Annotated in this window: 8 protein-coding genes, 2 tRNA genes and 1 pseudogene; 5 read left to right on the top strand and 6 right to left on the bottom strand. The window is 39.3% G+C overall.

What is annotated here, in order from left to right; genetic code table 11:
* The 3 genes from A9239_RS12525 to A9239_RS12535 all read left to right on the top strand — a co-directional run.
* The coding region (locus tag A9239_RS12525) for a glycosyltransferase (protein WP_069575330.1) at positions 1-2136 on the top strand (2136 nt) is incomplete at its 5' end.
* Positions 2137-2305: 169 nt separating this feature from the next.
* Entirely contained in the window at positions 2306-3340 is a 1035-nt protein-coding gene (locus tag A9239_RS12530) for a glycosidase (protein ID WP_048117593.1), read from the top strand.
* A gap of 26 nt (positions 3341-3366) precedes the next feature.
* Positions 3367-4743 carry a glycosyltransferase gene (locus A9239_RS12535; RefSeq protein ID WP_230669132.1) on the top strand — a complete coding sequence of 459 codons (1377 nt, stop codon included), beginning with the start codon at positions 3367-3369 and terminating at the stop codon, positions 4741-4743.
* A gap of 180 nt (positions 4744-4923) precedes the next feature.
* Here A9239_RS12535 and A9239_RS12540 read toward each other — a convergent pair whose 3' ends face one another.
* On the bottom strand, positions 4924-5268 hold the full coding sequence (locus tag A9239_RS12540) for a hypothetical protein (protein WP_011308067.1): 345 nt from the start codon (positions 5266-5268) through the stop codon (positions 4924-4926).
* Between the two features lie 454 nt (positions 5269-5722).
* Positions 5723-6478, bottom strand: a complete 756-nt coding sequence (locus tag A9239_RS12545; protein WP_048155469.1) for an MBL fold metallo-hydrolase — start codon at positions 6476-6478, stop codon at positions 5723-5725.
* Between the two features lie 96 nt (positions 6479-6574).
* Between A9239_RS12545 and A9239_RS12550 the strand changes: the two genes are divergently transcribed.
* Positions 6575-6659, top strand: a tRNA-Leu gene (locus A9239_RS12550).
* A 233-nt stretch (positions 6660-6892) separates the two neighbouring features.
* On the opposite strand, the gene A9239_RS20785 is transcribed toward A9239_RS12550, so the two are convergent.
* Positions 6893-9808: a PKD domain-containing protein gene (locus A9239_RS20785; RefSeq protein ID WP_052712789.1), complete on the bottom strand. Its 2916-nt coding sequence runs from the start codon at positions 9806-9808 to the stop codon at positions 6893-6895.
* A gap of 312 nt (positions 9809-10120) precedes the next feature.
* Here A9239_RS20785 and A9239_RS12560 point away from each other — a divergent pair.
* Positions 10121-10205: transfer RNA gene (locus A9239_RS12560), tRNA-Leu, on the top strand.
* Between the two features lie 458 nt (positions 10206-10663).
* On the opposite strand, the gene A9239_RS12570 is transcribed toward A9239_RS12560, so the two are convergent.
* From A9239_RS12570 to A9239_RS12585, 3 genes and pseudogenes are all read right to left on the bottom strand, one after another.
* Entirely contained in the window at positions 10664-11152 is a 489-nt protein-coding gene (locus tag A9239_RS12570; RefSeq protein ID WP_048117586.1) for a MarR family winged helix-turn-helix transcriptional regulator, read from the bottom strand.
* Positions 11153-11844: 692 nt separating this feature from the next.
* Positions 11845-12297: a universal stress protein gene (locus A9239_RS12580; protein WP_048117580.1), complete on the bottom strand. Its 453-nt coding sequence runs from the start codon at positions 12295-12297 to the stop codon at positions 11845-11847.
* Positions 12298-12424: 127 nt separating this feature from the next.
* Positions 12425-12759 (bottom strand): annotated as a pseudogene (locus A9239_RS12585) (COG1361 S-layer family protein); the annotation flags it as partial.

Here is a 12759-nt window from a genome sequence, read left to right on the forward strand (position 1 = left end):
TGCCTGCAACACGAATTTGGGCTTTTCTGGGGAAATGCTGGAGACTATATTTTTGCTCTTCTATCAGGAATCAACAAACCTGTGATAAGCACGATGCATACTGTAATCCGGGAGCCTGAACCTGAGTATCGAGCATCCACGGAAAAACTCATCAGATATTCCGAAAAGCTGATCGTAATGAGCCAGACTGCAGTCGAAATGTTAAAAGACGTTTATAAAGTTTCTGAGGATAAAATAGAATTAATCTTTCACGGAGTACCTGACTACCCTTTTAACAACTGCAGTAAGTATAAAAATAGATTGAACCTGAAGGGATCTCCGCTTGTCTTAACTTTCGGCCTGCTGAGCCAGAATAAAGGTATCGAAAGTATGCTTGATGCTCTTCCTGAAGTCATAAGCCAGTACCCTGAGCTCATTTACCTCATACTGGGTGCTACGCATCCTATAATTAAAAAGAACTTTGGAGAAACATACAGACAATACCTCCAGAATAAGGTTTCAGAACTCGGACTTGAAAAAAATGTAGTATTCCATGACAAATTTGTCGAGAAAGAAGAACTTTGTAATTATATCCTTGCCAGTGATATCTACGTATCTCCCTATCTTTCCAGAGAGCAGATAGTAAGCGGCGCTCTGACCTATGCAATTGGTATGGGAAAAGCAATAGTTTCCACTCCATACTGGTATGCTCAGGAAATGCTTTCTGATAATCGCGGTTTGCTTGTAGATTTTGGAGACACGAGCGGTTTAAGAAAATCTCTTTTGCATTTAATCGAAAATCCAGAAGAGTGTGATAAGATGCGCAAAAAGGCATATGATTTTGGTCGAAAAATGACGTGGAAAAACGTAGGTAAACAATATAATAAGGTTTTTACCAGGTCCTTAAAGAATTACAGTGCCTACTCCACCTCGAAAAAGTTTAATTTCCTTCCGAACCACCTGCCTGAAGTAAAACTTGATTACCTGAAATTGTTAACCGACGACGTGGGCATTATCCAGCATACCAATTTAGGTGTACCGGCTCGTCATTACGGATATAGTACTGATGACGTAGGTCGAGCTCTTGTTGCACTGACACAGTTAATAGATAACCAGAAGAAAGCTGAGGAGTTCTGGAAGTTAATTACCACATATCTGAGTTTTCTTGAACATGCCCAGACCGACACGGGTCACTTCCACAACTTCATGAGCTACAAAAGGGAATTTCTGGACGAAAAGGGAAGTGAGGATACTCTCGGACGTGCTATCTACGGGCTTGGGCACGTGGTAAGCTGCCCTTACCTTTCTAAAAATATACGCACGCTTGCTCATACCCTTATGAGTAGAGCTAGACCCGAGATGGAGAAGCTTAACTGTCCAAGGGCAAAAGCCTATGCCATGTGCGGCCTGTACGAAATGCTCAGAACAGATGTGGATACCGATGAATTAGAATCGGTATTTAATTCGCGCAGGGACGCCGCCAAGTCCGTAGACTCCCTTGTAAGTAAAGATACCTTTGAATCCATATTTGTCAGCCACGCGAATTCTCTGGCCGACTTATATGAGGCTAACCATAAAGAAGATTGGAACTGGTTCGAACCTACAGTAACCTATAGTAATGCAAAACTTAGCGAATCCCTTTTACTGGCATACAATTACACAAAAGATCGAACTTATCGTAAGGTCGGCCTTGATACCCTGAATTTTCTTACTGAGATTCAGTGGAACGGTGACTTTTTTGACATTGTTGGAAACCAGGGCTGGTATTCTTACAATGGGGAAAAGCCTATTTTTGACCAGCAGCCCATCGAAGCAGGTTATCTGACTCAAGCTTATGTTTCAGCTTATGAGATTGTACGAGATAGAAGATATCTGGAACTTGCAAGATATTCTTTTGAATACTTCCTTGGAAGAAATCGTTTGCAAACTGTTATGTATGATTATTCCACAGGCGCGGTCTGTGATGGGCTCAACCGCGATGGTATGAATTGTAACCAGGGTGCAGAATCCATAATTTGCTTCCTTATGGCTTTAAACTCTTTAAATAAGCATATGGATAAAGCTTTCAGTACTATATTGCAGTCCAGGGTAAGCGATGAGGTAGATGGCAGAATTCTGCAGAAAAGAAAGAGTTTTTTTGTCAGCAAATCAGGTTGAGTAAGAGAAGAAAGTAAAAGGGTATACGATCCAGAGGGTAAGAGAATAACATGATCTGAGGGATAAGAGAATAATATGTCTGGGGAGCAAGAATAACATGATCTGAAGGATGAGAGACTAATATAATCTGGGGAGTAAGAATAACATGATTGGGGGATGAGAGAATAATATGATCTGGAAAGACCATGGGGAGTTATTTGTAAGATACGATAGGAATCCTATATTAACCGTTGACGATTGGCCTTATAGGGCCCATTCAGTTTTTAATCCTGCAGCTGCTATAGTTGATGGCACTACCCTATTACTGGTCAGGGTCGAAGATCACAGGGGCTTTTCTCACTTTACAATAGCAAGGAGTAAAAATGGAATTTATGGCTGGGAAATTGATCCTGAACCAACCTTTGCTCCTGACCCTGTAAGCTACCCTGAAGAAATATACGGTATCGAAGACCCGCGCATAACTTATATAGATGAGATGGAAAAGTGGGCTGTGGCGTATACGGCTTTTTCGGATTCAGGACCTTTAACTGCACTTGCCTTTACCAAGGATTTCCGAAATTTTGATCGAATAGGAGCTACCTTACCTCCTGAAAACAAGGATGCTGCGGTTTTTCCTGTAAGGTTTAACGGCAGATGGGCAATGTTACACAGGCCTGTATCTTTAATAAGTGGTGCAAAAGCAAATATCTGGATTTCCTTTTCACCTGATATGAAATACTGGGGAGAGCATGAGGTTCTTCTATATGCCAGAGAAGGTGGATGGTGGGACGCAAACAAAATAGGCCTGTCCCCACAGCCAATCCGTGTACCTGATGGATGGTTAATTATGTACCATGGAGTACGCCAGACAACAGCTAAGGCAAGTTACCGGCTTGGACTTGCCCTTCTTGATCCTGATGATCCTAGGAAAGTGCTCCACAGATCTGAAGGCTGGGTTTTCGGGCCACGTGAAATGTATGAACGCAGTGGAGACGTCAATGACGTTGTTTTCCCCTGCGGATGGGTACTTGCAGGCGATGAAATTCGTATTTATTATGGGAGTGCAGATACTTCAGTATCGTTAGCTACTGCAAAAGTAAGCGATGTTCTGAAATATATCCATGAGTGCCCGGAAAAACAGTGCCCGGATGAGTACTGCCGGTGGTTTGAAGAAGATATAGAAAGTTCCACTGATCCGAAAAGAGGATATTCAAAATTGAGATAAAATAAATAAAAATTAAGTTTGGGGATGTGAGTGATTTTGGGGGTATTAATATAAGAATTGCAATGTTGTCTCCGATTGCCTGGAGCACGCCACCTAAAAAGTATGGTCCCTGGGAATCTATTGTATCGTTATTAACTGAAGGACTGGTAAAAAGAGGTATTGACGTTACACTGTTTGCCACAGCAGATTCTCACACTGGAGCAAAGCTTCATGCTGTGTGCCCGAGACCTTATGAAGAAGATAAGGATATGATCAGAAAGGTTTATGAAGGCCTGCATATATCCGAAGTTTTCGAGAGAGAAAAGGAATTCGATATAATCCATAATCATTTCGATTATCTTCCTCTGACTTACAGTGCACTTGTGGATACGCCTGTTGTAACAACAATCCATGGTATTTCTTCACGGAAAATTTTGCCTGTATATAAAAAGTACAATAATAGAACTTTTTACGTATCCATAAGTGATGCCTACCGATGCCGTGATCTGGACTATATAGCAACGGTTCGTCACGGAATTGACATAGAAAGCTTTTATTTCAATGAAAAACCGCAGGATTATCTACTTTTTTTATCACGCCTGCATAAAGACAAAGGCGTAAGGGAAGCAATACAGGTCGCAAAAAAAACTGGCAGAAAACTTAGAATTGCTGGTTTCATTGCAGATCAGGCTTATTTTGAAAAAGAAGTCCAGCCCTATCTGGACAATGAACAGATTATTTATGAGGGACATGTCACACCTGAGTTTAAGAAGGAACTCCTATCAAATGCCTATGCTTTGCTGCACATGATTAATTATGAAGAGGCTTTCGGGATTGGCGTAGTTGAAGCTATGGCCAGCGGGACGCCGGTAATTGCAATGAACAGGGGTTCAATGCCTGAGCTTATCCGGGATGGAGAGACTGGATTTCTTGTTAATAGTGTTGAGGAAGCTGCCGAAGCTGTGCAAAAACTTGGCTCCATATCCCGCAAAAAATGCAGGGAAAACGTAGAAAAACGTTTTTCGGTTGACAGGATGGTGGATGATTACATTAAAGTGTATGAGACCATCCTCGAAAAATGTAAACGTGAGGAAAAAAGGCCCTGGGGCTTTTATGAAGTGCTCGGACAGAGGCCTGGATATAAGGTCAAAAGCCTTACTGTTATTCCTCAGGGTGAAATCTCACTCCAGCGCCATTTTCACAGAAGCGAGCACTGGTTCATAATCAGTGGAAAAGGTCTTGTAATTAAAAACGGGAATGAAATAAGGGTTATTCCTGGAGATTCGGTCGATCTTCCGGTAAATGAGATTCATCGAATTAAGAATATAGGCAGTCAAAACCTTGTTTTCATTGAGATCGCACAGGGAGACTATATCGGAGAAGACGATATTGAAAGGCTTGAAGATAAATATGGGAGAGTTTGAGCAGGTATATGGGTGAGCTTGAGCAGATTTGTGTAGATTGAGAATGTTTCCTTTTTACAATATTTTTATTTTTTCACATTTTTAATATTAGTATGAGTTTTAAGTTAGCTAATAATTTTAAGAGTTTCCATTTTACAAGAAACTTCTTTTTCGCATTTTTACTCTAATTAATAAAAAAATTCAATCAGGACATTCTGAATTGTTATAAGAATCTCTAACCTGAGCTGCCATTTTCTCACCCAGCCTTTCAGAGACATTTTCTATGAAAAGCTCGATATACTCGAATGGTACACAGCCGAGGCTTTCTTCTCCTGATAAAATGAGCCTGACAAGATATTCAAGGTCATATCGAGATAGTAGTTTTATTCTCCGCAGGAAATCCTGTGCATCTTTTGCATAGTGGTTTGCCAGTGGAGGGAGTATGGAACGATAAGTCATTCCTGAGCCTGAACAGAGATACCCCTCACATTCCGGGGCAACGGTTTTCAGAATACCAATGTCCGTTTCTGAGAGTAATCTTGCCATGATGGTCACCGTGATAAAGTATAAATCTGCATTTTGAAGATATTCCGGAGATGATAGATGCATAAGTACTGTATTTCAAATACAATAGATTGTGCAGCTGGGATTTCTACATGATAATAGATACAGACTAAACGCATACAGACGGTGTTACAGAGCTTTTCTCTGTATGAGAGTGTTCTGTGTTTCTAATATTTAATCATAAGGCTGCATACCCAACTAACAGAATGCAGTTGGATGATTTAAGAAGTAAATCCAGAATATATAAGTCAAGAATAACAATTTTGCGTTTGGCTTTTTTCAAGAGGGAGGAAGAGTAAAATTTGAGGATTGCCGAAGGATTTGCTATTGTTCGGATTGCCTCTCTTTTTAACAGTATTAAGCCTTTGTCTAAAACCTGAATTTCACTTTGTACCTCCTGGATTATTCTAGACCTCGCATTTCACTTTGCACTACCTTATAATTCAAGTTTCATGAGGTCTTCGGCAAGAATCACGTCTCCTTCAAAATACCCCTTCAGGAGGTGCACTGCTTCTCTTTCGTGTCCCCGCATTTCCGGATAGAAATGTGTAAGGCAGATGCTTCCGATTTCGTTATTATATTCCTCCAGGATGTCGGCAAGTGAGCTGGGAGTGGTATGGTTTGTGACATTCATGTCCGATGGAAACGAACACTCGTGGATCAGGAGATCGGCCCCGGCTGCAAGGTCCATTACATCCCTGGAAGGCTCGGTGTCTGCGGAGTAAACGAATTCTCCGTCCTCTCCAGTCACGCGGTAAGCCAGTGTCGGAACGCTGTGCGCGGCTGCCGTGCAGCTGATCTCACAATCGAATCCCTCAGGAGTAAATTCTTTTCCGGGGGTGATCTCAATAACGTCTACGTCCACTTTTTCCTGAAGATATTCATAAGCGTCAATCACTTTTGAAAACCATTCTTCGGTCCCTTCAGGCCCGTAGACCTTCATACTCGTGTTTCCGCGGAGCCAGTTTGCCTTGATAAGAGGGTGCAGGTCAGCTACGTGGTCAAGGTGGAGGTGAGAAAGCAACACTGTGTCCACCTCAGTGTGAGAAACCCCAGCCTCAGGAAACCTGTTCAATACGCCGCTTCCGCAATCAATAAGTAATGGCTTTTCGTCTAGCCTGACAAGTATTCCGGACTGTACCCTATTTTTCTGAGGGATCGCAACTCCAGTGCCAAGAAATGTAATTTCCATAAGTTAAAGAATAAACTTTAAATAATTTAACTTTATTTAAAGCATGTCCGCATAACGAATATTTGCGGCTCAAAAAAACTTGCTTTTTTTCAAAGAGCGAGGGTTGCCCAGCACGGTCAAAGGCGCCGGACTTAAGATCCGGTATCGAAGGATTTCGTGGGTTCGAATCCCACCCCTCGCACTAAATTCAAAATTTCTATCCAACACTTACTGTTTTCTATTTCCATTATATAGAAACACATAAAGAAATCCATTTGTCCCATAAATTATTTCAAACCCTGGATTTCTTTTACTTAATTTTGTCTTTTCGTCATTAGTCAGTTGTTTTTCAATCTCACAAATTCACTTTTTCATTTCTAAAAGAGACGCATTTTACTGGTTAAGTTAGAACTACGGTTTTTATGGCAGAAAGTATCATTTTCCATATGAAGCAACTGCAACTTCTCTAGGATAGCTTCCTACTTTAACTGTAGCTATAACAGTATTTGCTGCTGTATCAATTACAGAAACAGTTTTGCCGGAAAGAATGCTACCTAGGTTTGTGACATATACTTTTTTCCCGTCAGGGGTGATTGATACTCCGTAAGGACCATTTCCTGGTATCGTGGCTGTTACGGTATTGGTTGTTGTGTTAATTACAGATGTGGTATTTCCCTTATGGTTCGTCACATATAACTTTGTTCCATCTGGAGTGACCACAACTCTAACAGGATCATCTCCTACAGGTAACGTAGCTGTAACATTATTTGTTTCTGTATCAATTACAGAGACATTATTGCTGACACCATTAGTCACATATATCTTTGTTCCATCCGGACTAACTGCAATTCCAGCAGGATACTGTCCTACATTGAGCGTAGCTGTAACCTTGTTTGTTGCCGTATCAATTACAGAAATATCATAATAATTTGTTACGTATACCTTTGCTCCATCCGGGCTAACTGCAACTCCATGAGGGACGCTGCCTACCTTAATTGTATCCGTAACAGTATTAGTGCCTGTGTCAATAACGGAGACTGTGCCATTTTCAAAGACAGCGCCGCTGTTGTTCGTAACATATGCCTTTTTCCCGTCTGGCGTAATTGCAATTGCATAAGGTGAATTTAATCCATTAACTGTGGCTATAACCTTGCTTATACTTGTGTCAATTACAGAGACAGTGTTGTTGGTTTCATTTGCAGCATATACCTTTGTCCCAGTCGGATTAACTGCAACCCCCACTAAACCACTTCCTATCTCCATCGTGTCTACAACTTTATCCGTAGCTGTATCAATTACAGAGATATTCCTGTCGTTAGTAACATATGCAAATGGTCCCGTGGTTTTGAACACATCGATTACTCTAAACGTTGAATTTGTACTGTTCTCATTACTTGCTGTCAGGGAAACCGTATAGTTTCCTGCTGTAGAATATGTATGAGTTGGATTCTGTTTGGTTGAAGAAGCGCCATCTCCAAAAGTCCAATACCAGGATGTTGGCTTTCCAATACTCGTATCAGTGAATGCTATTGTCAGTGACATTGGAACAGACACCTTTTCTGAAGTAAAAGAAGCCACTGGTCTTGTAAGTCCGGTTACAGTAATATAATGATATTTTGTTATTGCAGCTGTGCCACCAACATTGTCTTCAGATAAGCTCACGGTATATTGTCCGGGTTCCAGATATGTATGCTCTACTGTTTGGTTCTCACCAACGTATTGTTGAGAACCATCTCCAAAAGTCCAATAATTGGCATATCCGGTTCCTCCATGAAACGTTACTTTCAGTGGTGCATCTCCGGATATTACATTTGAGGAGAAATGTTCTGGAGCAACAGATCCATCACCCAGGCCAACAAGTACATATCCATACTTACTTGTTGTATTACTACCCACAGCGTTCTTAACAGTTAGATTTACGGTATATCCTCCCTCTACATCATACACATGGGTTGTATTTTGCTCTGTTGAGGTATTACCGTCTCCAAAGTCCCAAAGCCAGGAAGTCGGTGAACCTGTGCTATTATCGACAAATGATACGGTTTTTGTGGGAACTGACCCTCCATAAGTGTTAGCATGATATACTTCTGGAGAAAAGAAGTCTGCAATAGGAGCTTGTTGAGGAGTGACAGTGATATAATTTGATTTCTTCAGCGTACTATTGCCTGCGAAATTGGTTACTGTAAGACTAACATCATAAGTTCCAGGTTTTTTGAGTGTGTGTGTGGCTGTTTGAGCATGTTTTGAATTTATACCATCTCCAAAATCCCAATACCAGGATATGGGAGTTCCACCCGTGCTGTTATAAGTAAATAACACAGTTAACGGCATATTTCCGGATTTAGATGTCATATTAGCAGAAAAAGAAGCAAAAGGAATTGTAGGTTTAGCTGAGAAATCGTACATGTATATACTGCAATAGTACATGTTTTCCCTATCATTACGATAATCTTCCCATACTATTTTGTCACCGTAAATAGCAGGGTTAAGTTGATCTGCTTCATCATTAGTAATCTGAATTTCTTTATCTTCAGAAAGATCATATATGTATATATCCCAATTTCCGTTGCGGCCATCCTGCCACACTATCCTGTCACCATAGATAGCAAGCTTATCCTTTCGTGACCCATTGAAGGTTATCTGAGTCTCTATAGAAGTTGAGAGATTATGTAAGTAGATATTATTACCTTCTATGTATACAATCCTGTCACCGTAGACCTTAGGGTTCGATGTTGATCTATTGGTTGTAACTCGAGTTTTATTGGAAGTTGATAGATTATACACATAGATGTCATGGTATGAACTTCCAAAGCCAAAGCTAGGATCTTCCTGCCATACTATTTTGTCTCCGTAGATGACGGGATCCTTAGTTGATCGGTTAGTTGTAATTCGGGTTTTATTATAAGTGCAGAGATCATACATGTAGATGTCCCGATACCCACTGCTTTGATCTCTCCATACGATTTTGTCACCGTATATAGTTAAAGAATCCCCTGCCCCTTTATTTTCCGACTCTGAAATTGAAAGTAAAGTTTTATTATTTGTAGATATATTGTACAAATAGATGTTTTGCCCTCCAGATCCCCACACTATCTTATCGTTATAAACAGCAAGATATGAGTACCATGGATCTTCAGTTATCTGTATCTCTTTACCTGTAGACAAATCTCGCAGGTGGAGACTTCCATTGATATACTTGTCCAACCATGCAATTTTGTTATCATAGATAGCAGGAGTAAGACCTCTCTCGCCATAAGGTGTAATTTGAATTTCCTGTCCAGCTGATGCTACTGTTGCGATCAGTAACAAAAAAGCAAAAGCTAACGAAGTCAAAAAAATCTTACTTCTCATTCATTTCCCCCAGACCCCAAAGGTAAGTAGATATTTCTTATTCTTTTTATATATAGTGAAACTTAATATTAGTTTCAATATATTTCATTATTTGTTTCAGATAAGTAACTATATTCACGATTGAGTCATTTTTAAAGCTAACTACGTTTAACTACCGCAAAGGTAGTACTACCAGTGTGTTTACTAGCATACTGAGTAACAAATTAGTGATTGAGATTCTCACAGTAACAAAACAGGAAGTAAACCCAATCAAAAGAATAAAAAGCAAAGAAATGTAAGAACGGGCAAAAGTAAAAATACATTTATCATTGTGCGAGGGTTGCCCAGCCAGGTCAAAGGCGTCAGACTTAAGATCTGATTACGAAGGTATTCGTGGGTTCGAATCCCACCCCTAGCATTATTTTTACATCGAACTTTGGATTTTGTTTTTTTTAAAGTAATGCTATAATTTGAAAAAAACTAGTTTTTGAATGTATTATAAATTCTAAAAACGAATACTATGAATATCTGCAGTTGCGTACACTTTTTGATTGCTATATATCCCTGCATACCTAACGCTTTCACCAAATTTGGTTGATATCGCATAAGAAAGAGATATATTAATAGTGCCTGCATAAGAGTACTTGCAACTCCGGACTCAAAAGTTCCTGCAAGCATTCTTCTTACATTTTATATATTGAGCTGATCCCAAAACTCAAAATTGCTTCTTTGAATCCTGTATTCCGAACAATCAATCAAGTTTCTGATCATGAAAACAATCCTGAAAATTCTTGATGATTAAGAACGAAATGACTTTTGGGATAGGCTCATTCTCTGGAATACATCTTCTATTTTTTAGATGTTTTTCTACAAGATTCATTCTTTTGCATTTAGTTTGGAATCGATTTTTTTCAGAATACTTATCTCTGTTTTTATGCAGGCTTTATATTTTTTGAGATCCTGTTCGTTAAGAAGATCTGTTGTAGAAGTTTGAATCTCTTCCGCTTTCTCCTTAAGAATTTCATAGTACTCTTCCCCCATTTCGGTTAAAAATATCATAATTTTTCTTCTGTCTTTAGTATCTGTCTTTCTATAAACAAGTCCTTTTTTTTCCATGGAATCTATCATTCTTGAAAGGCTACTCCTATCCATATTCATACACAGACCAAGGTATGAAGGAATCATTTCTCCCATCGTGCCAATTATTAGAATAGCATTAGACTGTTGTCTGCCGAGCTTTTCGGGTCCTTTTGATCTGACTTTGGATATCATTTCAGAGAATTTTCTTTCAACCAATTTGTTAAAAAGTACTTCCCTTTCCAGTATCAATAGCCCCATTTCTCTCCTCTCATTAGTATCTGACATGCTTCCTCCAGGATGTTAAACGTGTAACTGCGGATACAGACAAAGAATGTCCAGTAAGATTACATCTTCGGTATATAATAAGGGTTCACTCTAGTTTTGTACAATATGATATACCGATGCAAGACTTTTGGATATTTTATATATCAGTTTTTGGATATTTTGTCATTTTTATAATTGGCACTAATCCAAATACCGCCTGTATTATGCAGTGGCATAATTTATGATATGCAGTGGCGTAATTTATGATTAGATAATTAAAGGAAGGACTGTAAACCACCTGAAATATATCTAGAAAATAAAGAATGCGAAACATTTGTAGATCATTTACCCAAAAATTTGAATTTTTTTCCCACCGCTTTCTCCCCATTATTTTCCCCTTTTAATAAATCTTTTTTCAAACAGGTTCAATACACTAGTACTGTGATTCTGAAATAAGTTTATAAAACTTGACTTTTGATAAATTCAACGATCTCGGATTTTTCCAAGAAGTGAGGAATCGATTTTGAATCTAAACACTAGTGTCGAGTTAATCATCAGGGATTCAATAATTCCAAATAATTGCAATCGGTTTTATACGATATTTATTGTTGACATGACACTAGTAAGCTGCCTGCCTTAATACCCAACTTGCACCTCTGCCTCTAAGTCCTGATTTGTTTCTTTTCCCAAAAGATTTCCTTTGATAGAAAATTTTAGCTCTGCTCTTCCCCACGGACAACCATAACTGGTACCTTTGAACCTCTTACTACTTTCTCTGCAACACTTCCGATTAGAAGCTTATCAAGTCCTGTTTTTCCGAGGGTACCCATCACTATCAAGTCAATATTATTATTATCGGCGAAATCTATAATTGCATTACTCGGATAACCATCTAAAACAACCTCTTTTACCTCCACCCCTGATGCCTCTCCGATCTTCTTAACCTCGAATACTGCTTTCTCCCCTTCACTTCTAATTATTTCATACACATTTTTTTTACCAATAGTCCAATACTCGGAAATTATGGGAGACGTATTTACAACATAAAGAGCATAGACAGCTGCTCCGCTGAGTTTTGCAATCTCGATTCCGTAAGAAATGGCTCTCTGTGTATTCTCAGATCCGTCCGTTGCAATCAATATATTTCGGTAAAAATCTCTCTCCATATGTTATTCCCCATTTGCTTTATACATAAAATATTATTAGAAAAAAAATTAAAATAGTTATCTAAAAATAAGTTTGTAGCCTTTAAAAAGGCTACGTGCATACTTTATTTTTCATTACCTTTTTGCTTCAATTCTGTTTTTTTCTCCTGAGCATTACAAAGCATGCAGCTAGAGCCATTGTAATGCCTGTCCCAAGCTCAAATCCCGGAAGAGAGTAAAGAGACTGTTTTGCCTCCAGAACTTCGGTATTGACCTTGATGGTATCCGAAGTCCGGTCATGCCCATCAGTATCTTCGTAGAAAATTTCGCTACTTATAGAGTATGGCTTTGCAGTTGCAGTTTCATCTACATCCATATCAAAAACAGCAACTTCACTGTCTCCGGGTTTCAGGGTTCCAAGGTAAGCCTGGTCATCAGTGGTACTGAATGGATCAGATGCACTAATTCTAACAGTTGAATCTT

This window comes from Methanosarcina sp. A14 (assembly GCF_001729375.1).
In the GTDB taxonomy this organism is placed as follows: Archaea; Halobacteriota; Methanosarcinia; order Methanosarcinales; family Methanosarcinaceae; genus Methanosarcina; species Methanosarcina barkeri.